Origin of the sequence: Micromonospora salmantinae, from assembly GCF_022230905.1 — a bacterium.
GTDB lineage: Bacteria > Actinomycetota > Actinomycetes > Mycobacteriales > Micromonosporaceae > Micromonospora > Micromonospora salmantinae.
In genome coordinates, this window is record NZ_JAKKFG010000033.1 from 24,118 (window position 1) to 46,200 (window position 22,083).

Genomic DNA, 22,083 nt, shown 5'->3' on the forward strand with positions numbered 1-22,083 from the left:
CCGATGCAACGCATCGAGCCCCTGAGCCCAGAGCCGGTGCCGGCCGAGCCGGTCGTCCCGTCGCAGAGCCAGCGGGCGCCGAAGCCCGTCGCGCCGGAGCGCCACGACGTCCTGTTCGCCTGCCGCTTCCCGGCGGCCGCCGGCGCCCTGGCGTTCGTCGGCGTCCTCCGCGCGACTAAGGCCGCGCCGGACCTGTCCGTTCTGCGCGATGGTGAGACCGGCGGATGGTGGGTGACCACCGAGGTCGACCTGCAACTCGGGCGGCAGCTCGCCCGTATGGTATCGGCCACCGCGTACGTGGCGTCCGGCGATTATCTGCTATCCGACCCCGGCTTCGGCCCGCCACCGGTGGGCGTCTCCGAAACGAAGTCCGCCGTATCGCGGAACACTCTCGTGAGCAGCGACGTCGTGACACTGATCCGGACCGCGGGGGTGCAGCGCGTGCCGGTCCGTCCGGTGGAACGGCTACGTATCCTGCTCGACGGTGCGGCCGCCGCGCACATCATCCGGCGCACCATCGATCTGGGCTTGAACGTGCGCCACCGGCCAGTCCGCCTCAGTCCGCTGTTCCCCGGCCCGGCCGGCACCACGACCTTGATCGAGCTGGCCGTGTCCGCGTATAGGGGCAACCTGCCTCCGTCCTTGGTCACCGCCCTGACCCGGGATCCGGCCGCGCTCACCTGCCGCATCGCAGGCAGCCAGGACGACCTGCTGATCGAACACACCGTTGCGGCCCCGCTCGACGACCACCTGCTGGCCGGTCTCGTCGATGCCGGAACGTGGGTCCTGGCCGCCTCGCCGTTCGGCTGCCGCCGTCTCGACGCGCTCGGCGAGTTCGCCGACAGCGCCGGACTGGTCCAGTTGGGCGAGGACTACCCGCTGATCGAGGAGGAACCGCCGGCCGCGCTGCCAGACCTGCAACTGCCGGCGGTACGGGTCGTTTCGCGCCGCACCGAGGGCCAGGCCCTGGACGCCGTGCTGGTCGACGATGCCGAGCTGTCAACCATCCGTTTGCTACTCGAGGGCGATCCCCTGGCCGATACCGCCCGGATCATCCTGGGCCGCGACCGGCACCTGCTGGTCGCGCCCGGCGGCATTCTGGTGCGAATCCCGGTCGGCCAGCCGCTGTACGCCCTCGGGCCCGGCCCGCTCTATCTGCCTCTGGGCTGTTCGCTGCGCCCCCACGTCCCACCGTCAGCCCGTCGCGAGCTGTTCCGTGCCGGACAGAATCGTGCAGTGGTGCTCACTCCGCGCAGCGGCTGGGTCTTCGATCCGGGCACCGCGATGCCGGTCTGGGCTTTGTGGGTGGGCGATCTGCCGGAACTGGTCCCCCAGTCGGCGAACGATGACCTGCGCCAGTTGCTCGACGATCTGAGGCTGGACCAGGACCAGCCGGGCCCCGGGTCTCACCCGCCGGACGACGAGGCGGCATCGTGGCACGAACTCGCCATGGAGGCGGAACTTGCCGGGCGCCTGAAGGAGGCGGCCGATCTGCATCGCCGGAACGCATCCCCGCTACGTGCGGCCCGCCTTTACGAACGGGCGGCGGCGGAAGCTCAGCCTTAGTTCTCCAGAGCGGCCGCCAGGGTCGGAGCGGCGGTGCGGGAGGCGATCAGGCCGCCACAGGCGAGCATGTGCCGAACGATCTAGGGGATCAGGGAGTGGTTGCCTGGCCTTTTCGCTGTTCAAGGCATCTTCTCTCAACGCAGCGCAACTGCCTTCCTAAACCGTCTGTCGGTCGAGCTGGCTCGGATGTACCCGGAACAGGCGTTGTCCGTCCTCGGCTTCGACCCCGTACGGTGCGGTCGAGACGACGAGTGCCTCGCCATCTCGGCCGACGATGCTGCACAGGATGTGGACAGGTGCAGGCAGGCGAGCCTCAAGGTGCGACTTGTCAGCGGTGAAGACCGGGACCTTGTCGACGAAGTACCACGACGTGCTGTTGACGTCGACGAGGCGAACCCGCACCCAGCCCGGGAAGTCGTGGCTGATCCACGAAACTGCTTCGCAGCGGAGGTGGGCTTCTTCGGCTGTCACGAATCGATCGTGCCGGGTTGCCTGCGCCGGTGGCAACAGTGCCGGACGCCCGCCGCCGCCGACTCCGCGGGTCGGCGAGGGACCAGTTCCAGGCGATGACCAGGCCGTCGAAGGCCGTTCGTGAATGACCATCGATGACCACTTGTGACGACGCCTGCACAGGTGGAAAGGTGTGGTCGGCCCACTGATCAGGCCGGCCGGGCCTTCCTTACCTGTAGTTGTTGGCCGGCGAACGGTCGACCTCGCGATCCGGCAAGGCCCCGCTCTGCGTGACCGATCACGCGGCCAGGCCCCGGGGCGTCCTCGTCGTCTGGGTCTAGGACGGGAACACCGTGCGGAGCACGTCGGAGACCAGTTGGCGCAGCTCTGGTGGGTTTTCTTCGGCACGAAGGTTCAGCAGGGTGATGAGGCGGCCGCGAACTCCCGGGTGGTCGTTGGCCAGGAATATGCGCAGGCCGGTTTCCTGGAAGGCGTGCCGCAGGTCGGTGCATGGATCGTCCCCGGTGTCGCCTCCCGTGACGCGCAGGTACGTGCAGTACCAGGCGTCGGCCGCACCGATGATCTCGTAGTCGGTTCCCGTTCGGAGATATTCGAGCAGCCTGGTCTGGACGCGCCGGCGGCCGAAGACGGCGAGCGCTGGTCTGATGTGTCGTTGAGTGTGACTTGGGTCAGGTTCGTAGACGGCCGCGAGCATCAGTGGTTCGAACAACTCCTCGGGCTGCGGCGGCACCGCCTCCCGCATGATCATCAGGGCCACGCTGCATTGCCAGTGCCGTCGGGCCCGCGGGTCGTTACGCTCATCGCCGGAAGGTGTCAGCGGCGCTGTGAGGTTGAGAGCGTTGAGTACGTCGACAAGAGACCGCTCGTACCGGTCATAGCGCTCGAAGCGAACCTCATCCACGGCCGAGACTTTACGTCGGCGCACGCGGCGACTGCGGCCTGCGCAAGCAAGCAGTGGGCGCCTGGGACTGTCAGAATCGTGTCGACGGAGCCGGTGCGCGGAGGCGAGGAGAAGGCATGAGCGACTGGAACGACAAAATCATCGCTGAGTTTCGCGACAACGGTGGGCAGGTCGGCGGTCAGTTCGCTGGCGCTCCGCTGCTGCTGTTGCACACGGTGGGCGCCAAGAGTGGCCAGCCCCGCGTGAACCCGATGATGTACCAGAAGGTGGACGGCGGCTATGCCGTGTTCGCGTCCAAGGGCGGTGCGCCCAGCAATCCCGACTGGTACTACAACCTGCTCGCTAACCCCAAGGCCCAGGCGGAGATCGGTACGGACAGGGTCGAGTTGGTCGCCAGAGTGGCCGCCGGGGACGAGCGGGAACGGATCTGGAGCGCGCAGAAGGCCGCGTATCCAGGCTTCGCCGACTACGAGCGGAAGACCACCCGCCAGATCCCAGTCGTCGTACTGGAACCCGCGCGGTAGGCACTCGACGTCACGTCGGTGCACCCGCGGCGCGCTCGCCCGCATGGCGTGAACGATCTCGCCCACCTCCACCACGAAGGTGGCCCGGTCACCGAAGCGACGTTTCATCAGCCCGCGAGACTGGCAGCGGCATGCCGCACGACAGTCCATTCGCAAGGCATTGAAAGATGTTGACGTAGATCATCTTGCTGGCTACGGTGAGCGCGCTGTGACGTACTGATGATACGGGGGCCGCAATGTTCGTCGGATCAACGTTGGATGCGCGCACCCGTCTCACTCGCCGTGGTGTTGCCGCATTGGCCGCGTCGCTGGCACTGGCCGCCGGTTCGATGCTGGTGGCACCGCCTGCGTCGGCGGCCGTCCGAGGGCCCTCTGGGACGAAGGCGCCTCTTCAGCCGGCAATCAGCTTCCCGGGCGGCGACAGCGCCGCCGAAGGTGGCCAGATTGCCATCACGTTCGCCGCGAACGGCGACACTCGGGTGACCAAGTTCCGCTACAGCGTCGACAACACGCATCTGGACGGCGAGGTCCAAGCGGCCTCGGACGGCACGGCCAGTGTGACGATCGACGTAGGCAGCGTGACGGGTGAGCGGCCGGTGTACGCGGTGGCGGTCGACCGCCGCGGCCGGCTGAGCCCCATGACGCAGGGAAGCTTCACGGTGTCTGCCATCTGGAGCCTCCAGGGCCAAGCGTTCGACACAACCACCTGGCTGCCGTTGGAGGGGGCGACAATTCGGCTGGAGCCGGCCGGGATCGAGGTCGTGACTGGCCCCGATGGTGCCTTCCAGTTCGTTGTCGACCCAGGTCTGTACAACCTCATCGGCACCTACGCTGGCCCGCCCAGCCTTTACGGCAGCCAGCAGGTGGAGCTTGACAACCAGGGGATGCGGTTCGACCTGTACCTCTTCCCGGACTCCGGGAGCTGATGTCCAGCCTCCGCGATGATGGATCGGGATGCCTGGCCCTGGCGCTTGGCGCCGGGGCCATCTTCCTGCCGCCAGGCTGAGGAGGGCGGCTGGACGGTCAGATCCCGACGCGGCGCGTCCGTCGGCGGGCGCGCGCCCGCCGACGGACCGCAACGCAAGACGGCGCCTATGGTTTGCGGGCGAGGAGCCCGACAAAGGTGTGATAGGTGTCGGTCTGCACCGTAGCCGGTGCGTCCGGCTCTGGGCGCCACTCGGCCAGCGGCACCAGCCCCGGCTCCAACACCGTCAGGCCATCGGCGAACGAGAGGATCTCCTCGTCGGTACGCCAGCGGCCGGTGCCCAGCGACTCGTTGAAGACCCGCTCGACCTCGCGGGCCTTGCGGGAGCCCTCCGGGTCTCGCTCGCCCGGGTCGCGGAAGTGCGAGATCGCCACGTAGCTGCCGGAGGGCAGCGCGTCGATCAACGCGGCCGCCACCGCCTTCGGGTCCTCGTCGTCGCCGAGGTGGTGCAGGATCGCGAAGAGCAGCAAGCCGATCGGCCGGTCGAAGTCGAGGAACCGGCGTACGTCCGGGTGGTTGAGGATCGCCTCCGGCTCCCGGATGTCCGCCTGGATCACCGTCGCGGTGCCCTCCGCGGCGAGCAGGGCCCGCCCGTGCGTCAGGACGATCGGGTCATTGTCCACATAGACCACCTGAGCCTTTGGGTTCTGCTCGGTGGCGACCTCGTGCACGTTGCCCTGGGTGGGCAGCCCCGAACCGATGTCGAGGAACTGGTCGATGCCCGCCTCGCTGACGAGGAAGCGAATCACTCGACGCAGGAAGGCCCGGTTCGCCTGGCCGGCTGCCGGCCCGTCCGGTGTGATCCGCAGGGCGTGCTCGGCAACCTTCCGGTCGACCTCGAAGTTGTCCTTGCCGCCCAGGAAGAAGTCATAGACCCGGGCCACGCTGGGAATGTTGGGGTCGATACCGGGGGGTGCCGCCTTGTCGCGGGTCACAGGCGTCTCCATTCGATGGGGATTGGCGCAGGTCGAGGTCTGCGGCGGTGCCGGTGTTCCGGCGAGTGTAACGATCGGGAGGATCGAATTTTGCCCCACTGGTATCGCTCCCAGTGAATCGTCCCCTCGGTAATGGCGACACACCGGGTCGCGGCCGGTAGCCGGCCGCGACCCGTCCCGCCCGAGCGACGCGGCCCCGGCGTCAGGAGCAGTTCTTGCCCTTGTTGATGCAGGTGGCGATGCGTTGCATCGTCTGGGCGGAGTTGACGTTGACGAAGTCGTTGTGGTCGGAGAAGGGGTTGTGGTTCTCCTCGGGGAAGGAGTCGAGGGCGTACTGGCCCTTGACCTGCACGTCGCGGGCGATGTCGTAGGCCACTGTGATCCGCAGTTGCGGGATCGCCCGGAAGCCCTGTGGGCAGCCGCCGGTGGCCTTGTCGGCGAACGCGACGTGGTTGCGGTGGTTGTCGCTGTCGACGTTCCTGCCGTCCCAGCAGCCGGGGAAGTCGTGGACGCGCTGCACCTGGCTGCCGGCGGGGCAGATCGGGTACTTGTCGGAGAGCCGGTCGGTGAAGCCCGAGCAGGTCCAGGTGGCACGGGCGTTGGCCGGGCCACGGCTGGTGGGCTTGGCGTCACCGGTGAGGGCCCGCAGGAACTTCGGCATCGGCACCACTTTGCTGACGGGGTTGCCGCGGTATTCGATCAGCACCTGCGCCGGGCGGACGATGCCGCCGGTGTTGCCGGGCAGCTCAAAGTTGGGCCCCTGCGGGTCGGGCAGTGCGGCGGCGCTGGTGGGTGCGCTGCTTGGTGCCGCCGGGGTGCTGGGGGCCTGGTCCAGTGTGCAGCCGGCGAGCGCTTCGAGACCCTGCGGGCGGGGGGCCTGCCGCCCGATCGCGGTGGCGATCCGGTCGAGCACGGCGACCCGCTTGGCGCGTAGCGGTCCGAGGATGGCGTTGTCGACGAAGGCCGGGCCGCCCTGGCCACGGCTGGTGACGAGGCGTTCGTTGGCTTCGGAGATCTGCCGGTCGAGTTCGTCGAGGTTGCGGTTCACCTCGGCGAGCGCCCGATCGGGTACGCCGGGCACCCTGTCCCGCACGGCGGGGCACTGGATCCGCGGATTCGCGGCCTGGGCCGCCTTCACACTCGAACGGTGGGCGCTGCCGGGCATCCGGGCGTGCATGTCGTCGTAGCTGACATCACAGTCGACAAGCGAGACCAGGCCAGGCTGGTTACCGCCGGCGGTAGTGATCGTGGTGCTGATCTGCCTGATCATCGCGGCACGTCGGGCCCGCAGCGAGTCGATGACCTCCCGGTTGAAGGCGGCGTCGATGCGGCCCCGGCTGCCGGTCATCCGCTGGTTCGCGGCGGCCTGCTGGCGATCCAGCTCGGCCAGCAGTCGGTCGACGGTGCTGCGGGCCCCGGTGGGGACGGCCCGCAGCCGTTTGCCGACCGAGGGGCAGACGACCATCGGCTGGGTCTGGGCGAGGGCCTGCTGGACGCCCTTGCCGCTGCGAACGGTCTTGTCGATTCGCACCACCGGCCAGAAGTAGGACGACTTGTCGCCGTTGCGGCAGGTGGTGCCGGAGGCGTCCAGATCGGCGTCGGAGGAGTTCGCGGTGATGGCCAGGTTGCCGACGAAGTCGTGGACGTGTTCGGCGCCGTTGCGGATGCCGGGCTGGGCCACCGGGTTGTCCGGGCTGAACTTGCCGTTGCCGTTCGTGCCGCAGTCGACGGTGAACCGGCCGGTCGACGCACCGGCGGCCGGCCTCGGGTTCCGCACGTTCGGCGGCACGTTCTCGATCGACACGAACTGGTCCAGGCTGGTGGCGGCATCCGCGGTGCCCTTGCCGCCACTGGAGACGAAGGTGGCGGTGAGCGCGCCGGTGGCCGCCAGCACGAGCGCGGCCATGGCGATTCGGGCCGGCCGGGTCTGGACCAGTGCGGTCCCGTTCTTTCTGCGGTTCATCGGAATCTCCTCAAAGCCGGAAAGGGCTCCGGTGATGTGCTGTCTCCCCTCGGTACGGGCCAACGGGCGGTCAACGGTCAGCGGTCACCGGGCACGTCATGGTTCGGTAAGAAGTCGGGCATGAGCCGCGCCGATCACCGGCCGAGGCGTGAGACACGTTGGCGATCATCGATCTCTTGCTGCATCGTCGAGGTATGACTGGCGTTCGCTCGTCCTCGCTGTTCCGCCGTCTGCGGCCGGGCCTGCTGGCCGCCGTCGTGCTGTCGACGGCGGTGCTCGGCACCGCTCTGAGCGCCGCACCGGCGGCCGACGCCGGCACCGTGACGCCCGCCGCGTACCCGCGGGTCGCCCCGGCACGCGGTGGGGCCGCGGGGTCCGTCGCAGCGCCGGCCGGAACCGCGCCGCCAACGTCGCCGACGCCGTCCGGTACGCCGAGCACCTCGCCCGCCCTGCCGAGTGCGCCCACGAACCTGACCGCCAGCGAGGTCCGGAGCGCGTCGGTCACCCTCACCTGGACGGCCGCCGCGCCCGGCTGCTGCGCCATCACCGGGTACGACATCACGTACTACCAGGAGTTCGGCGACATCGTCTTCAGCGCCAGCGTCGGGGCCGTCACCAGCACCACGATCACCGGCCAGCTTGGGGCGGGCCAGCAGTACACGTTCCGATTGATCGCCCGGGACAGCCTCGGGCAACGCTCGAACTGGTCGGACGCGCTGACAGTGGTCACACCGGTGACGGACACCGGCCCGGACACCACCCCGCCGACCGCGCCGCAGAACCTGACCGTCGGCGAGGTGACCGCCTCGACCGGCACGTTGTCCTGGTCGCCGTCGACGGACGACGTCGGCGTGCTCGGGTACAACGTCTACCGGTTCGACGGCTGGTTCACCTCGCAATTCGTCGCCACCGTGCCGGGTACGACGTACACGACGCCGCTGCCTGCGTCGACGCCGCTGCGGAACCTGTACTACGTGCGGGCCCGGGACGCGGTGGGCAACGTGTCGATCGCGTCGAACACCGTCACTCTGCCCACGACGACGACTCCGACGCCCCCGCCGCCCTCGACCTGCCGGGTGACCTACCGGAACCAGTCCGAGTGGCAGGGCGGTTTCGTGGCCACGGCGACGGTCCACAACGCCGGGGCGGCACCGATCGACGGCTGGGCCGTCACCTTCAACTTCCCGGGAGACCAGCAGGTCACCTCGGGGTGGAACGCCACGATCGGCCAGACCGGGACCACAGTGACCGCTCGTGACGTCGACTGGAACCGCGTCCTCGCGCCGAACGGCTCGGCGACCTTCGGCGTCCAGGGGCGGTGGAGTGTCAGCGACGCGCCGCCGACCGGCTTCTCGCTGAACGGCGCCCCCTGCACGGCGGGCTGAAGGAGCCTCGTGATTACCCATACGGTTGTGCCCCACCACCGCCGCGCCAGGGCCCTGCTCGGGGCGGTTACGGCCGGCATCCTCACCGTCGCCACCACGCTCGCCGGTGCGCCCGCGCCCGTCTCCGCCGCGAACACGCTCACCATGCGGGGTGCCGACGTCTCCTCGTTGCAGCGCAGCCTGGATCTCGGCGCCAGGTACCACGACGCCGGCGGGGTCGCCCGCGACCCACTGGACATCTTGAGGTCCGTCGGCGTCAACTACGTCCGGCTGCGCGTCTGGAACAACCCGATCAGCGGCTACAACAACAAGAACGCGGTGTTGGGCCAGGCGAGGGCGGCCAGGGCGAAGGGCCTCAAGGTGCTCATCGACTTCCACTACTCCGACACCTGGGCCGACCCTGGCAAGCAGTACAAGCCGGCAGCCTGGGCCGGCCACAGCCTGAGCCAACTGCGCACCGACGTCTACACCTTCACCTACGACGTCTGCGCCAGCCTGCGGGGGCAGGGCACCCCACCGGACAGTGTGCAGATCGGCAACGAGATCAACGTCGGGATGCTGTGGAACGAGGGCAAGGTCGTCAACAACGACTTCGTCCCGCTGGCCGGCCTGCTGAAGCAGGGCTACAACGCGACCAAGGCGTGCGGCAGCGGCATCCCCGTGATGATCCATACCGCAAACGCCGACAGCAACGCCAACGCCCGATGGTTCTACGACGGCATCCGCGCCCAGGGTGTGCAGTGGGACATCACCGCCCAGTCGTACTACTGCATGTGGCACGGCACCCTGGCGAACCTCTACAACAACATCGTCGATCTGCGCGGGCGCTACGGCAAGCCGGTGGTGATCGTGGAGACCGCGTACCCCTTCACCCGGAACAACGCGGACAGCGAGCCGAACGCCATCGGCGACGCGACCTGTGACGGCATCAGCGCGACCTGGTCCGGGCAGGCCCAGGAGTTCGACTGGGTGCAGAACACCGCCCGCAACGCTGGCGCCATCGGCGTCTTCTACTGGGAACCGACCTGGTACGCCGTCCGCGGCAACGGCTGGGATCCGGCCAACATCAACGGCACCGGAAACCAGTGGGACAACATGGCCGTCTTCGACTGGTCAGGGCGGGTGAACCCGGGCGTACGGTGGACGCCCTGACCCACTGCCGAACACTTCACGACCAGGCGGCGGGAAAGGCTCAGCAGGTGCGCGGCTGCCAACTCACCTTCGTCGCGAACATGGGCACATACAGGTCCCCGCCGCCCGGGCGAGCGCAGATCGCGCCGGAAAGCTGCGTCCCGAGGTAGTTGTAGGACCAGGTGATCTCGGCGTTGCGGGAGGTGCGGTTGTAGAAGTTGAAGGCCGGGACGTTGCCGGACCACTCGGTAGTGGTCACCAGAGACGGAGTCGCGGTCGGACCCTCTGCCGGGTGATCCCAGTTGGGCCAGATGCAGAACGTGCCCTGCGGACAGTTCCCGGGTAGCCAGGCTTCGTTCGATGCTTGGGAGCTTGCCGCCGAAGCGGCGGGGGCGGTGGCCAGCACGCTGGCGACGGACGCGGCGAGGGCGATGGATTTCAACAGCACGATTCACCTACCTGCATCGATAGTCATGGATAAATGCCAAAAGGCTACCGGTGGAAATTTGAAGGGTCAAGCAATAGGAGCGCTGATCAAGGTGTCGTCGCCGATCAGCCCCGGGCCTGCGTCGGATCGTCGCCCCGTCGGGCCGGGGATGGGCAGAACGCCGATAACGGCGCCGATCTGTCGCAGGCTGGTGACGAGCGTTCGGAAGACGCTCGTGGCATCAAGGAAGAGAAACCAACATGATCTTGCAGAAGCACGCGATCGGTGGTCAAGGGCTGGTGGCCTCGGTCGAGGGACTCGGCACCATGGGCATGACCGCGATGTACGGCACCCCGGACGACGCCGAGTCCGCCGCCACCGTTCACCGCGCACTCGAACTGGGCGTGACCCTGTTCGACACCGCGGACATGTACGGCCCGCTCACCGGGGAGGAACTGCTCGGCCGGGCGCTGAGAGGGCGTCGCCACCAGGCCCTCATCGCGACCAAGTTCGGCGGTGTGACGTTCGACGATGCCGGCCGCATCATCGGCGGCGCCAACGGGCAACCTGACTACGTGCGCAAGTCGCTCGACGGATCGTTGCGCCGGCTCGGCACCGACTACATCGACCTGTACTTCCAGCACCGGGTCGACCCGAACGTACCGGTCGAGGAGACCTTCGGCGCGCTCGGCGAACTCGTCACCGAAGGCAAGATCCGGTACCTCGGGATCAGCGAGGCGTCGCCGGAGAGCATTCGCGCCGCGCATGCCACCGCGCCACTGTCGGCGGTGCAGACCGAGTACTCGTTGTTCACCCGAAATGTGGAGACCAATGGTGTGCTCGACACAGTGCGAGACCTGGGGATCGGGTTCGTGGCGTACGCGCCGTTGGGCCGTGGTTTCCTGACCGGCTCGGTTCGTGGTCTGGAAGACCTGCCCGAGAACGACTGGCGTCGTACCTGGCCGCGGTTCGCCGAGGAGAACCTCCGGCAGAACCTGCTCCTGGTGGACCGGATCCGCGCCATCGCGGAACAGGCGGGTGTCACGCCCGGCCAGCTCGCGTTGGCCTGGGTGCTGGCGCAAGGTGACCACGTCACCGCAATCCCCGGCACCAAGCGTCGGACGTATCTGGAGGAGAACGTCGCCGCCGCGCAGCTCAGGATTGACGCCGGCTTGCTCGATGAACTCGGCGCCGCCGCTCCGGTCGGTGCCGCCGCCGGGGAGCGCTACGCCGGACCGGCCATGGCCGCGATCCAGGAGTAGCTTCCGACATCGACGGGATCTTCGCGGTGCCTCCAGCAGCGCTGGTGGCACCGCGATCCGGAAAGGGCAGTTCGTGGCGCGAACCGAACTCGGCGACTTCCTGCGGGCTCGCCGGCAGGCACTCCGCCCGGCTGACGTCGGGCTCCCACCACGCGGGCGGCGCCGCACCCCCGGCCTACGCCGTGAGGAAGTCGCACTCCTGGCAAATGTGTCAGTCGACTACTACGAACGACTCGAGCAGTCGCGCAACACCAACCCCTCGCAGGCTCTACTCGGCAGCCTGGCCCGGGCGTTGCGGTTCTCCGTCGACGAACGGGACTACCTCTACCGCCTCGCCGGACATCCCGCGCCGACGACCTCCAGCGTCAGCGGGTACGTCGACCCCGCGATGATGTTCCTCCTCGACGCACTCACCACGGTGCCAGCACACGTCATCGACGACCGGACCACCGTCCTCGCCCAGAACGCCCTCAGCCGCGCGCTGTTGGGCTCCTGGACCGACGGTGGCGACCGGCAGTCGAACGTGACCTGGCGCTGGTTCACCCACCCCGAATCCCGCGCGCTCAACGTGCCGGAGGAGCACGAGGCGATCGGCCGCGCATACGTCGCCGACCTACGCGCAGCCGCCGCCCGCAGCGGCCACGACCCCGTATCCGAACAACTGATCGCCGATCTCACCACTGTCAGCCCGGAATTTGCCCAGTACTGGTCCGACATGCAGGTCGCCCCGCTACAGACCACCCGCAAAATCCTCGTCCATCCGCAAGCCGGACGGCTGGACGTACAGTGCGACTTCGTTCTCAGCACCACCACGGGTCAGCGCCTGGTCATCTTCCGGCCTCAACCCGGCACGGCCACCGCCGACAACTTCGACTTTCTGCGCGCCCTCGGCGAACAATCCTTCGACAATTCCTGAATCGCTACGCCGATTCCGTCACCGCGATGGCGCGGTGGGCCGCTCCTGGGTAGCGTCTGGTCCCCAACTGGCCAGCAGTCGCAGCGCCTGCTCCGATCGCGACCCGGGCTCGGCGTGGTAGGTGCTCAGCATTTGCTCCGGATCACCGGGGAGCGCGAGTGTCTCGTAGCGCACTGTCAGCTCACCCACGAGCGGATGTGACAGGCGTATGACGCCGTGCGTCTTCTTCTTGACATCGTGGGTGGCCCACAGTCTGCGGAAGTCCTCGCTCTTCAACGACAGTTCGCCGATCAGGGACGCCAGCGACGGGTCGTCGGCATGTCGGCCGGCGCCCAGCCGTAGTTGTCCCACCACGTCGTACGCCTTGGCTTCCCAGTCAGGAAACAACTTCCGGGACGCCGGGTCGAGGAAAGCGATCCTGGCCCAGTTCCGGTCCGATGAGGTACGGGCTGCCCAGTCACCGAAGAGGGCGGAGGCGGTCTGGTTCCAGGCCAGCACATCAGTGCGGGGCCCCCATACGTACGCTGGCACGCCTTCCAACGCGGCGAGCAGTTCTCGTATCTCGGCCCGTACCTGTTGGTGTGGCGGCCTGGGTCGGCGCTGATGCCGCTTGGGCTGGGCCAGGCGCACCAGATGGGCGTGCTCGGCTTCGGAGAGGTCGAGTACGCGGGAGATCGCTTCCAGCACCTCACGTGAGACATTGCGGGCGTTGCCCTGCTCGAATCGCGTGTAGTACGCCGCGGAGACCCCCGCGAGCTGCGCGAGTTCTTCCCGGCGCAGACCGGGGACGCGACGCCGTCGGCTGTAGTCGGTCAGCCCAACATCGGCCGGTTTGCGGCGGGCCCTGCGGGTGCGCAGAAACTCGCTCAGCTCCGCGCGTTGGTCGAGACCCTGCTGCGGCTTCGGTTCGGTATCCGTGCCCGAAGTGGCTGAGAAATCGGTGTGAGTGACGTGGCGAGCTGCCATATCTCGATTATCCCACGCAGTTCGCACCTCAACCTGTCCCTGCCAGTGGTAGCCACACGAGACGTAGGCCAAGCAGGTGGCTGGCTAGCGCCGCGCCCTTGAAGCACGCTCGATGTGACCTGAGGAAACAGCTTGCAAGCCCATCCGGTGCACGCTGGCTTTCCGTCATCAATCCGCCCGGACGGCCTCGCCGCCCTATTTTCGAAAGAGCACCATGACCATCACCGCATTCAAAGACCTGAGCCCGACGACCGCGCGGCCGGGCCGCCTTCCGGGAATGGCATTGTTCGGCCTTTTCCTGGCCGGCTTTATCAGCATCCTCACCGAATGCCTTCCGGCGGGCCTCCTGCCCGAAATGAGCCGCACTCTGAACACGAGCGTCTCGCTCACGGGCCAGACGGTCACGATCTACGCGCTCGCCACAGCGCTCGGCGCCATCCCTCTCGCGTGGGCGACGGCCAGCTGGTCGCGCAAGCATGTCCTGCAACTTGCCTTGGTCGTGGTCGCCGTCACCAACGCGCTCACCGCGCTGTCCGAGAACTACACGCTGACGATGGTGCTGCGCTTCGTCGCCGGGCTGGGAACCGGACTCATCTGGCCACTTCTCGGTGGCTACGCCGCCCAAATCGCGCCAGAGGGACGACAAGGCCGCGCCATCGCCATCGCCCTGGCCGGAACCCCGATCGGGCTGGCCTTGGGCGTCCCGCTGGGAACCTGGCTCAGCAGCCTCGGGGGCTGGCAACTCGCCTTCTACGCCGCTGCTGCCGTGACCGTCATGGCCATGGCCTGGGTCCTGGTGGCCGTCCCGAACCTGCCCGGACAACCGGTAGACGCCCGCTTCAGGATCTCGCAGGTACTGGTCGTGCCCGGGCTGCGGCCCATTCTGTTCGCGCTGGCCACGTACATGATCGCTCACAATCTTCTCTACACGTACATCACCGACGTCCTGCTTCAGCTGGGGATGGCCGACCAGACCGGCTGGGTGCTGTTCGCCTTCGGAGTCACCTCCGTGCTCAGCGTTCTCGTGGTCGGAACCCACATCGACCGACACCTGCGCAGGCTTGCCGTGAGCAGCACCCTGCTCTTCGGGGCCAGCGTGCTCGTCCTGGGCGTCGTCGCGGACGCACCGGCGCTGGTCTACGTCGCCGTCGCCGCATGGGGCTTCGCGTTCGGTAGTTCCCCGAGCCTGTTCGTGGGCGCCACGATCAACGCCGCCGGAGAAGCCGCGAACGTCGCTCAGTCGATCACCATCACGGTCTTCTCGGCTTCTATCGCGACCGGGGGTCTCATCGGTGGCCTCCTGCTCGCCGGCCTGGGCACCGCCTCGATCACCTGGGCGGCACTCATCCTCCTGATCGTCGCGGCCGCAACTGTCATCGGCAGCGCCAAGTACGCGTTCCCCAGGAATGGCTGAAGCCGGGCGGCAGCGGTCGTTTCGGGAGCGAAGCTCTTGGTCGTCGTACGCAGCGGTGACCGCGTCACGCCAGTTGGCGGGAGTGGGGACGGCTGAGGTTCAGCGCGGCCGCGACGGCCTCGGCGTCCCGGTCACGTATGGCGAGCCACTCAAGCTTGTAACCGAAGCCGAGCGCGGCATCGGGAGCCATCAGCGGTTGAGGTAGGCGGCCAGGCCGCCGAGTTCCTCGCTGGCGATGAACACCGACCGCACGTTGAGGATGGCCTCCTCGACGTGGGCGGGGCAGCCCCACGCCGCGTCACCCCACGAATCGGCGATCTTGACCTCGGCTGGCGCGGTGCACCCGGCGGCGCCGCCGAGCTGGCAGTGCTCGGGGTGCGGCGTGGCGGCCTGCGCGGCCGCGGCGGCACGCATCTGGGTGGCGAGTTCAGCGGCGGCGGTGGCGCGCTGCTCGGCCTCGGCGCGCAGTTCCCGCTCCACGCTTAGCACCTTGGCCAGCTCGTCATTGGCCGACTTGGCGCGTGCCTCGGCGGCGAGTTTCGCCTGCTCGATGTGGTGGCGTTCGATGGCCAGGGCTGCGGTGCCGGCGAAGAGCCGGGTGAGGGCGAGGTCGGTGTCCTGCGGGACGCGCGGGGTACGGTGATACATCGCGAAGGTGCCCAACAGGCCGCCGTCGCGAGCCAGGATCGGCGTGGACCAGCAGGCCGCCAGTCCGGCCTGGTCGGCCAGGTCCCGGAAGTCGTCCCAGAACGGATCGGTGGCGATGTCGGTGACGATGACTGGTTCCCGCCGGTGGGCGGCGGTGCCGCACGAGCCGACACCTTCGCCGGTCGCGATGCCGTCGATGGCCTTGTTGTAGAAGTCGGGCAGGCTCGGCGCGGCGCCGTGGCGCAGGTGCCGGGCGTCGGAATCGGCGAGCAGGACGGAGACGAGCACCTCCTGCGGTGCGAGGTTCTCGATACAGCGGGCCATCCCGTCGAGCACCTCGGTCAGGGGTGCCTGGCGGGCGATCTGCTCCAGCAGGGCACGATGTTCGGCCATCAGCCGTTGGGCATGCTTGACCTGCGTGGTCTCCACGCCGAGCACACGGATCCCGGTCACGTTGCCGTCGGCGTCCCGACGCGGCTCGTAGGTGAAGTCGAAGAACGCCTCCCGGGCCTGCGGGCCGCTGCCCAGCAAGACCCGGACGTCACGGCCGGTGTACGGCTCACCCGTGCGGAAGACCTGGTCCAGGAGCGCGATGAATCCCTGACCGGCCAGTTCGGGCATCAGCTCGGCGATCGCCATCCCGACTCGGGCCCGTTCTTCGCCGATGGTGGCGAAGAACGCCGGGTTAGCCGTCTCCACCAGATGCGACGGCCCCGCCAGAGACGCGAAGACGGCGATGGACTGCCCGAACAACGCCCGCAGGTCCTCCTCCGCTGCCTGCTCGGCATCCGCCGAACCCGCAACAGCAGTAGACCGTTGGTCTGGTACGGCGGTCATGGTGTGGGTTTCGCCTCTCGTCTGCGGATACGGGCAACGACCGACGGCGCCACCCTTGAGTGCGGGTGGCTGCGGTGCGGCGGAGTTGGTTGGGGCCACCGCCGGTGCAGCGTACCCATCTGCCCGACATTCAGGTCCTACCCACCAACCAGGCACCGCAACCCGGCACTCGAACGGCCACGACAGCCAGCGAATGCGGTCCGGCCGGCGGTGTTCGTCAGCGCAGCTGAGGTGTGTGTTCCGTCGGGGCGAGCTGGGGTTGCTGTTGCCAGGGATCACCGGAGGCGCCGGCGGCGAGGTGTTGTTCGTAGCTGGCCACTTTGCCGTTGATGAGTTCGAGGGTGTCGCGAAGCAACGTGAGCCGCTCGGCCTCGTTGCCGCTGCCCTCGCGTACGAGCTGAGCGAGGCGGCTGATCGTGGTGAGCGGCATACCGGAGGCACGGAACTTCACGCAGTTTGCCAGCCACTCGACGTCCCGGGCGCTGTAGCCGCGCCTGCCAGACCCGTCGCGCCGCACTTCGCTGGCTAACAAGCCCTTACGCTCGTAGAGCCGCAGGGTGTGCACGCTCAACCCGGTGCGCTGCGCCACCTGCCCGATGCTCAGGCCGCTGTCCGCCATGGCGTCGACCGTAGCCATTGACCTAGACCTCGGTCTAGCATCTAGCGTCCGCGGCATGACCAGCGACACGACCCACACCAGGTTCGGTGCCCACAGTACGGCCGGAGACGTCCTCGCCGGACGCAGCGCAGCAGGCACTCGCCGACGTACCCGGGGTCGAGGTCGACCAGCTCGATCTCGCCGACCTCACCTCCGTCCGTGCCTTCGCCGTACGGTTGCTCCGCAGCCACCCCGCGCTCGACATCCTGATCGCGAATGCCGGCATCATGGCCTGCCCGGAAACCCGGGTTGGACGGCTGGGAAGGGCACTTCGCGGTCAACCACCTCGGCCACTACGCGCTGACGAACCTGTTGTGGCCCGCGCTCTCCGCCCCCGACACGGCTCGCGTCGTCTCGGTGGCCTCCCGGCGCAACCCGGCGTGGCGTATCCGGTGGGACGACGTGCAGTTCGAGCGCGGGTACGACAAGTGGGAGGCATACACCCAGTCCAAGCTCGCGAACATCCTGTTCGCCCGTCACCTCGACCTGCTCGGCAGGCCGCACCGCGTCCGTGCCTTCTCCGTCAACCCCGGCTGGGTCCTCACTCCCCTGCGACGGCACCTCGCAGCCGAGGAGATGGTCGCCGCCGGCTGGATCGACGCTGACGGCACTCCCGCACCGGGCCTGTTCAAGGCCGTCGAGCAAGGCGCGGCGACCCAGGTCTGGGCCGCCACGTCACCCCACCTCGACGCGAACGGCGGCGACTACTGCGTGGACTGCCGCATTACCGACGGCAGCCCCACGGACAGCAAGGCTGCGCCGATAGCACGACGCCAGAAGGTCGGCCTCGCCGTGGCCGCCGCCTTCCCAGACCGGGCCAACGGTGCCGCGGGTTTCGGAAGTCAGATCAGGGCTGCGGCGAGGGCGCGGAACGCGTCGGCGGGGAACGTCGTGTCGTCGCCGCCGTTGAGCACCTGGATCGCCACCTCGTCCGCGCCGGCCTGGTAGTGCTTCTCCAACCCGGCCACCACCTTCTCGACGCTGCCCCACGGGATCAGGGCGTCGACGAGGCGGTCACTGCCGCCGTCGGCGAAGTCCTCGTCGGTCCAGCCGAATCGCCGCAGGTTGTTGGTGTAGTTCGGCAGTGCGAGGTACCCGCTCGTGTACTGGCGGGCGGTGGCGCGCGCGGTGGTGGCGTCCGTGTCGAGGACCACCGCGACCTCGGGGGCGAGCAGCCGGTCGGGTCCGATTGCCGCCCGGGCTTCGGCGGTGTGCTCGGCCGGGACGAAGTACGGGTGCGCACCGGTCGAGCGGTCGCGGGAGAGTTCGAGCATCCGCGGGCCCAGTGCGGCCAGGATGCGCCGCTCGGGCGGAAGCCCGGCCGCGTCGAGGCCGTCGAGGTACTGCACCATCCGTGAGTACGGCTTGCGGTAGTCGGTGCCGCCGCTTTCCACCACCACCGCGTGGCTGGCGCCGAGACCGAGCAGGAACCGGCCGGGATGCGCCTGCTCCGCGTCCTTGGCGAACGCCGCTGCCTCGGGGGGCGACGAGTGCCAGATGCTCAGGATGCCGGTCGCGACCCCGATGCGGGTGGTCCCGTCCAGGATCTCCCGGAAGCGGGGGGCGACGTTCTCGCCGAAACCACCGGAGAACCAGATTCGTGAGTAGCCGAGATCCTCCAACTCGGTCGCGGCGTCGATGGCCGCGCCCTTGCTCTCGCTAGCAAGGAAGAACGGTTGCCATACGCTGACGAGTCGTTGTGCCATGCGGCAACCCTACGACCCGCGGGGTCAGGCGTCGCGGCGCAGCAGGATGGTGACGGCCACCCAGACGACGACCAGGGCGAGGCCGAGCCATGTCTGCCCGAGTAGGGCGAACATCGCGCCGCCGAGCACGAACCAGGCGGCCTGGAACGCGCGCTTGGCCGATGGGCGAAGCGGCACCCGGGCCCGTGGCGAACCGAGCGCACCCCAGAGCCCGGCGAGCAGCAGCGGTACGACGATGGCAGCGACGAGCCGGACGGTGGTCGGTGCCGCCAAGGCCCAGCCCCAGCGTGCGCCGACGGCGAGCACGGTGAGCTCCAGTAAGAGGATCAGCAGAAGTCCCGCCCCTCGAATCATGGTCACCGCCCCCGCTTGGACCTCATCGGCGATCTGTCCACCACGTCCCTCAAGCTGGCTAGCTTCCATAGCCCGCAAGCTAAGGCGATTAGCCAGCGTCGTCAAGCTTGAATGTGAACGGGTCGGTGGGGGAATGCGGAGGGACCGCGACCGCTCATGCGGCACTCGTGACACCGGTCGCCCACCCTCACCAATCCACTTGCCTGCTTCGCGCGCCGTTGAGTGCCGTGTTCAAGCGACCGTGCCGTGATGGCAGGTGTTCAGTTGGACACCCGCGAGCGGCTAGGAAGGGGAATTTGGTGTCCGTCTGAGCGATGTCCGCCCCGCTCTCGAGGGCTAGCGTCTGCGGTTCAGTGGCAACAAATGGGGGTTGAGCTGTGGATTATCGCTTCAACGCGCCGCCGAACTGGCCGACGCCGCCGACAGGCTGGGTGCCGGGCCCCGGATGGAAGCCAGACCCCGCCTGGGGATCGCCGCCGCCAGGATGGCAACTGTGGATTCCTATTGCCTCGGCTGCGGTAGCGATTACGCCACAACCCACGCCGCCTGCTTCCGCGGTGGCCTCCCAAACACCGCAGCCTGTCCCTGGGCAGCGCGTCGACGATCCCGAAATTCCCTTGTTCGGGGCACGTGGCAAAGCGCGTGAGCTGGCTGCGGAGGTCACGCATCTTCGGGCAGAGTTGCAGAATCTTCGGACCGAGATGGACCGCCTCGGAGCGCTGCCAGCGATCGAGTTGGAGCAGTACCGCGAGAGATTGGGTCGCGAGATTGCCGACCAGAGGGCGACCGCTCAGACGCAGAAGGCCGACTTCGACCGTCAGCTACTCGAGCTTCGCCGGCAGGTTGTGGTGACCGAGGAGACGGCGCTGCTCCAGGAAGCTGGTGTTTACCAGTACAAGCACCCCCTGTCGGATGCGGTCGCTTACCAAGCCGCGCTCGCTGGGCTGCAGGGCAAGATCAAGAGCATGGTCAAGCGGGAAGGAGGCGCGGTGCTCGCGGCGAACGGTTGGACCGTGAATGGGTCCGCAGCCGAGGGGCGGGTGATGATTCGCGACTTCTCAAAGCTCATGCTGCGGGCCTACACGCCGAAGCGGACAACTTGGTACGAGGTCTGAAGCCCTACAAGCTTGACTCGGCCGTCGAGCGCCTGACCAAGGTGGCCAGCATCATCGCGAAATTGGGTAAGACGATGCAGATCCGTATCTCGGAGAGTTACCACCGCCTCCGGATACAGGAGTTGGAACTCACGGCTGACTACCAGGCGAAGGTGGCCGAAGAGAAGGAACGCGAGCGGGAGGAGAAAGCCCGACTGCGCGAGGAACGTAGAGTTCAGCAGGAGATCGATCGTGAGCGGGCCCGCCTCGACAAAGAACGCCAGCACTATGCCAACGCGCTCGCCGCGTTGCAGGCAAAGGGTGACGTTGATGGCGCCGCGCAGATGCAGGAGCGGCTTACCCAGATCGACTCCGCGATTGAGGACGTCGACTACCGCGCGGCCAACGTGCGGGCCGGCTACGTGTATGTGATCTCCAACCTCGGTGCGTTCGGCGAGAAGATGGTGAAGGTCGGCATGACCCGACGCCTCGATCCGCTCGACCGCGTACGGGAGCTCAGCGACGCCTCCGTGCCCTTCAACTTCGACGTACACGCCCTGTTCTTCTCTGAGGATGCCGTTGGCATCGAAGCCAAGATGCACGCACGCCTGGCCGATCGGAGAGTCAACCTCATCAACCAGCGCCGCGAGTTCTTCTACGCGACTCCACACGAGGCCAAGGAGCACCTGCTGGCGTTGGCCGGCAACCTGCTGCAGTACGACGAAAGCCCCGAGGCCCTTGAGTACCGGCAGAGTCTCACCCAGGCGAAGGGACAGGCGGGATAGGGCTCGTAGCAGGTGGATACGTGTCACCTGGGGTTTGTGGCATGCACTCCTGCTCGGTGACGACGATGCCCACGCCGGGTGGTGGTCACTATGGTTGGTCGATGGACGTTGTCAGCACTGCCGACGTCTCGCCGGGCGACCGGTTCGCCTTCTGGCGGGAGGTCAGCGCGAAGCTCTGGGTGCCGTACGAGTTGGCCCGGGACCGGCCGACAGAGGCCGGTTTCGAGGCGCGTGTGGGCATCGCCGAGTTCGGCCCGGTGCAGGCGACGGTGATGACGACGATGGCGCACTCGGTGCGCCGTACGCCCCGGCTGATCCGGCAGGCCGACCCGGAAGTGTTCAAGGTGAGCTGCATGGTCAGGGGCAGCGGCACGCTGACGCAGGGCGGCAGACGCGCGGAGTTCGGTGCCGGGGATCTCGTGCTCTACGACACCTCGCGTCCGTACCTGGCCCAACTACGGCCGGACGATTCGACGAGCCGGATGCTGCTGCTGCGTTTCCCACGGGCTCTGCTGCCGTTTCCACCCCGGGAACTGCGGGAACTGAGCGCCGTCCGCATTCCCGGCACCCGTGGCGTCGGTGCGCTGTCGTCGCGCTTCCTGTTGCAGCTCGCCGACCAGATGGACGGTCTGACCCCGACCGAGACCGCGCGTCTGGCCACCCTGACGCTCGACGTGCTGATCACGGCATTGGCCGACGCGCTGGACACCCAGAAGGTCGTTCCCACGGACACGCGCCGACGGGCGTTGACCGCCCGCGTCCACGCCTTCATTGGCGACCATCTGGGTGACCCGGAACTGACCCCGAACGTGATCGCCGCAGCGCACCACATCTCCTTGCGGCATCTTCACAAGGTGTTCCAGCACGAGGGGCACACCGTCGCAGGTTGGGTCCGCGAACAGCGCCTTGAGCGGTGCCGACGCGACCTCGCCGAGCCCCGACTGGCCGGCCGGACGATCAACGCGATCGCCGCCCGATGGGGATTCACCAGTGCCGCGCATTTCAGCCAGGCATTCCGGGCCCGGTACGGCCAATCGCCCACCGAATTTCGTCAGCAGCTCCGGACCGTGCACGGAGACTAAACACCAGGACACGCAGCTACAACGACAGGTGCGGATGCTGCGGGCAGTCTCGTCTCAGTAAGTCGGCTCATCC

At 68.0% G+C, this 22,083-nt stretch carries 21 protein-coding genes and 3 pseudogenes; 12 read left to right on the plus strand and 12 right to left on the minus strand.

The annotated features are described in order from the left end of the window. Positions 1-3: 3 nt before the first annotated feature. A complete protein-coding gene (locus PSH03_RS22410; protein WP_238690325.1) occupies positions 4-1,566 on the plus strand; it encodes a DUF8588 domain-containing protein in 1,563 nt (520 codons plus the stop codon). 156 nt (positions 1,567-1,722) lie between these two features. Here the strand turns inward: PSH03_RS22410 and PSH03_RS22415 are convergent, their stop codons facing one another. Both PSH03_RS22415 and PSH03_RS22420 read right to left on the minus strand, forming a co-directional pair. Then, a complete protein-coding gene (locus PSH03_RS22415; RefSeq protein WP_238690326.1) occupies positions 1,723-2,037 on the minus strand; it encodes a hypothetical protein in 315 nt (104 codons plus the stop codon). Positions 2,038-2,353: 316 nt separating this feature from the next. Further along, positions 2,354-2,938, minus strand: a complete 585-nt coding sequence (locus tag PSH03_RS22420; RefSeq protein ID WP_238690327.1) for a hypothetical protein — start codon at positions 2,936-2,938, stop codon at positions 2,354-2,356. Positions 2,939-3,054: 116 nt separating this feature from the next. Here PSH03_RS22420 and PSH03_RS22425 point away from each other — a divergent pair, with 116 nt between their 5' ends. Together PSH03_RS22425 and PSH03_RS22430 are read left to right on the plus strand one after the other, a co-directional pair. Further along, a complete protein-coding gene (locus tag PSH03_RS22425) occupies positions 3,055-3,462 on the plus strand; it encodes a nitroreductase family deazaflavin-dependent oxidoreductase (protein ID WP_238690328.1) in 408 nt (135 codons plus the stop codon). Positions 3,463-3,698: 236 nt separating this feature from the next. Beyond that, on the plus strand, positions 3,699-4,388 hold the full coding sequence (locus tag PSH03_RS22430) for a peptidase associated/transthyretin-like domain-containing protein (protein WP_210785551.1): 690 nt from the start codon (positions 3,699-3,701) through the stop codon (positions 4,386-4,388). Positions 4,389-4,554: 166 nt separating this feature from the next. Here the strand turns inward: PSH03_RS22430 and PSH03_RS22435 are convergent, their stop codons facing one another. After that, on the minus strand, positions 4,555-5,382 hold the full coding sequence (locus PSH03_RS22435; RefSeq protein WP_210785552.1) for an SAM-dependent methyltransferase: 828 nt from the start codon (positions 5,380-5,382) through the stop codon (positions 4,555-4,557). Between the two features lie 202 nt (positions 5,383-5,584). Beyond that, positions 5,585-7,345 carry a DUF1996 domain-containing protein gene (locus PSH03_RS22440; protein ID WP_238690329.1) on the minus strand — a complete coding sequence of 587 codons (1,761 nt, stop codon included), beginning with the start codon at positions 7,343-7,345 and terminating at the stop codon, positions 5,585-5,587. A gap of 194 nt (positions 7,346-7,539) precedes the next feature. On the opposite strand from PSH03_RS22440, the gene PSH03_RS22445 reads away from it, so the two are divergent. After that, positions 7,540-8,730: a cellulose binding domain-containing protein gene (locus PSH03_RS22445; RefSeq protein ID WP_238690330.1), complete on the plus strand. Its 1,191-nt coding sequence runs from the start codon at positions 7,540-7,542 to the stop codon at positions 8,728-8,730. A gap of 78 nt (positions 8,731-8,808) precedes the next feature. After that, complete coding sequence (locus PSH03_RS22450; RefSeq protein WP_372494840.1) at positions 8,809-9,882, plus strand: glycoside hydrolase family 53 protein; 1,074 nt, start codon at positions 8,809-8,811, stop codon at positions 9,880-9,882. A 40-nt stretch (positions 9,883-9,922) separates the two neighbouring features. Here the strand turns inward: PSH03_RS22450 and PSH03_RS22455 are convergent, their stop codons facing one another. Continuing rightward, entirely contained in the window at positions 9,923-10,120 is a 198-nt protein-coding gene (locus PSH03_RS22455) for a hypothetical protein (protein WP_238690331.1), read from the minus strand. A 428-nt stretch (positions 10,121-10,548) separates the two neighbouring features. On the opposite strand from PSH03_RS22455, the gene PSH03_RS22460 reads away from it, so the two are divergent. Continuing rightward, entirely contained in the window at positions 10,549-11,550 is a 1,002-nt protein-coding gene (locus tag PSH03_RS22460) for an aldo/keto reductase (RefSeq protein WP_238690332.1), read from the plus strand. 73 nt (positions 11,551-11,623) lie between these two features. Then, the gene (locus tag PSH03_RS22465; protein ID WP_238690333.1) at positions 11,624-12,466 is read left to right on the plus strand and encodes a helix-turn-helix transcriptional regulator; all 843 of its coding nucleotides are present in this window, start codon (positions 11,624-11,626) and stop codon (positions 12,464-12,466) included. Positions 12,467-12,484: 18 nt separating this feature from the next. Here the strand turns inward: PSH03_RS22465 and PSH03_RS22470 are convergent, their stop codons facing one another. Continuing rightward, positions 12,485-13,432, minus strand: coding sequence for a helix-turn-helix transcriptional regulator (locus tag PSH03_RS22470; RefSeq protein ID WP_238690334.1), 948 nt, complete (start codon positions 13,430-13,432; stop codon positions 12,485-12,487). Positions 13,433-13,646: 214 nt separating this feature from the next. Between PSH03_RS22470 and PSH03_RS22475 the strand changes: the two genes are divergently transcribed. Next, complete coding sequence (locus PSH03_RS22475; RefSeq protein WP_238690335.1) at positions 13,647-14,846, plus strand: MFS transporter; 1,200 nt, start codon at positions 13,647-13,649, stop codon at positions 14,844-14,846. A gap of 64 nt (positions 14,847-14,910) precedes the next feature. Here the strand turns inward: PSH03_RS22475 and PSH03_RS32600 are convergent, their stop codons facing one another. From PSH03_RS32600 to PSH03_RS22485, 3 genes are all read right to left on the minus strand, one after another. Continuing rightward, on the minus strand, positions 14,911-15,036 hold the full coding sequence (locus tag PSH03_RS32600) for a hypothetical protein (RefSeq protein ID WP_255751021.1): 126 nt from the start codon (positions 15,034-15,036) through the stop codon (positions 14,911-14,913). Further along, entirely contained in the window at positions 15,036-16,331 is a 1,296-nt protein-coding gene (locus PSH03_RS22480; RefSeq protein WP_238690336.1) for a GAF domain-containing protein, read from the minus strand. Before PSH03_RS22480 ends, PSH03_RS32600 begins: the two co-directional genes overlap by 1 nt. A gap of 217 nt (positions 16,332-16,548) precedes the next feature. Beyond that, positions 16,549-16,968: a MerR family transcriptional regulator gene (locus PSH03_RS22485; RefSeq protein WP_238690337.1), complete on the minus strand. Its 420-nt coding sequence runs from the start codon at positions 16,966-16,968 to the stop codon at positions 16,549-16,551. A 237-nt stretch (positions 16,969-17,205) separates the two neighbouring features. Between PSH03_RS22485 and PSH03_RS22490 the strand changes: the two are divergent. Continuing rightward, positions 17,206-17,502: pseudogene (locus PSH03_RS22490) on the plus strand (hypothetical protein); the annotation flags it as partial. Between the two features lie 231 nt (positions 17,503-17,733). Here the strand turns inward: PSH03_RS22490 and PSH03_RS22495 are convergent. The 3 genes and pseudogenes from PSH03_RS22495 to PSH03_RS22505 form a co-directional block, all read right to left on the minus strand. Continuing rightward, positions 17,734-17,814: pseudogene (locus PSH03_RS22495) on the minus strand (macro domain-containing protein); the annotation flags it as partial. 17 nt (positions 17,815-17,831) lie between these two features. After that, positions 17,832-18,695 carry a TIGR03620 family F420-dependent LLM class oxidoreductase gene (locus tag PSH03_RS22500; RefSeq protein ID WP_238690338.1) on the minus strand — a complete coding sequence of 288 codons (864 nt, stop codon included), beginning with the start codon at positions 18,693-18,695 and terminating at the stop codon, positions 17,832-17,834. A gap of 24 nt (positions 18,696-18,719) precedes the next feature. Beyond that, on the minus strand, positions 18,720-19,049 hold the full coding sequence (locus tag PSH03_RS22505) for a DUF2568 domain-containing protein (RefSeq protein ID WP_238690359.1): 330 nt from the start codon (positions 19,047-19,049) through the stop codon (positions 18,720-18,722). 965 nt (positions 19,050-20,014) lie between these two features. Between PSH03_RS22505 and PSH03_RS33195 the strand changes: the two are divergent. The 3 genes and pseudogenes from PSH03_RS33195 to PSH03_RS22520 all read left to right on the plus strand — a co-directional run. Further along, positions 20,015-20,259: pseudogene (locus tag PSH03_RS33195) on the plus strand (SNIPE associated domain-containing protein); the annotation flags it as partial. A gap of 360 nt (positions 20,260-20,619) precedes the next feature. Further along, entirely contained in the window at positions 20,620-20,928 is a 309-nt protein-coding gene (locus PSH03_RS33200; RefSeq protein WP_502361700.1) for a GIY-YIG nuclease family protein, read from the plus strand. 101 nt (positions 20,929-21,029) lie between these two features. After that, positions 21,030-22,010 carry an AraC-like ligand-binding domain-containing protein gene (locus PSH03_RS22520; RefSeq protein ID WP_238690341.1) on the plus strand — a complete coding sequence of 327 codons (981 nt, stop codon included), beginning with the start codon at positions 21,030-21,032 and terminating at the stop codon, positions 22,008-22,010. Positions 22,011-22,083 lie beyond the last annotated feature (73 nt).

Bases quoted from the DNA above. Each gene is read 5' to 3' on its own strand.
- PSH03_RS22410 (WP_238690325.1), top strand. From the start codon at position 4: ATGCAACGCATCGAGCCCCTGAGCCCAGAGCCGGTGCCGGCCGAGCCG.
- PSH03_RS22520 (WP_238690341.1), top strand. From the start codon at position 21,030: ATGGACGTTGTCAGCACTGCCGACGTCTCGCCGGGCGACCGGTTCGCC.
- PSH03_RS32600 (WP_255751021.1), bottom strand. From the start codon at position 15,036: ATGGCTCCCGATGCCGCGCTCGGCTTCGGTTACAAGCTTGAGTGGCTC.
- PSH03_RS33200 (WP_502361700.1), top strand. From the start codon at position 20,620: ATGACCCGACGCCTCGATCCGCTCGACCGCGTACGGGAGCTCAGCGAC.
- PSH03_RS22430 (WP_210785551.1), top strand. From the start codon at position 3,699: ATGTTCGTCGGATCAACGTTGGATGCGCGCACCCGTCTCACTCGCCGT.
- PSH03_RS22470 (WP_238690334.1), bottom strand. From the start codon at position 13,432: ATGGCAGCTCGCCACGTCACTCACACCGATTTCTCAGCCACTTCGGGC.
- PSH03_RS22460 (WP_238690332.1), top strand. From the start codon at position 10,549: ATGATCTTGCAGAAGCACGCGATCGGTGGTCAAGGGCTGGTGGCCTCG.
- PSH03_RS22425 (WP_238690328.1), top strand. From the start codon at position 3,055: ATGAGCGACTGGAACGACAAAATCATCGCTGAGTTTCGCGACAACGGT.
- PSH03_RS22500 (WP_238690338.1), bottom strand. From the start codon at position 18,695: ATGGCACAACGACTCGTCAGCGTATGGCAACCGTTCTTCCTTGCTAGC.
- PSH03_RS22440 (WP_238690329.1), bottom strand. From the start codon at position 7,345: ATGAACCGCAGAAAGAACGGGACCGCACTGGTCCAGACCCGGCCGGCC.
- PSH03_RS22505 (WP_238690359.1), bottom strand. From the start codon at position 19,049: ATGATTCGAGGGGCGGGACTTCTGCTGATCCTCTTACTGGAGCTCACC.
- PSH03_RS22485 (WP_238690337.1), bottom strand. From the start codon at position 16,968: ATGGCTACGGTCGACGCCATGGCGGACAGCGGCCTGAGCATCGGGCAG.
- PSH03_RS22480 (WP_238690336.1), bottom strand. From the start codon at position 16,331: ATGACCGCCGTACCAGACCAACGGTCTACTGCTGTTGCGGGTTCGGCG.
- PSH03_RS22445 (WP_238690330.1), top strand. From the start codon at position 7,540: ATGACTGGCGTTCGCTCGTCCTCGCTGTTCCGCCGTCTGCGGCCGGGC.
- PSH03_RS22475 (WP_238690335.1), top strand. From the start codon at position 13,647: ATGACCATCACCGCATTCAAAGACCTGAGCCCGACGACCGCGCGGCCG.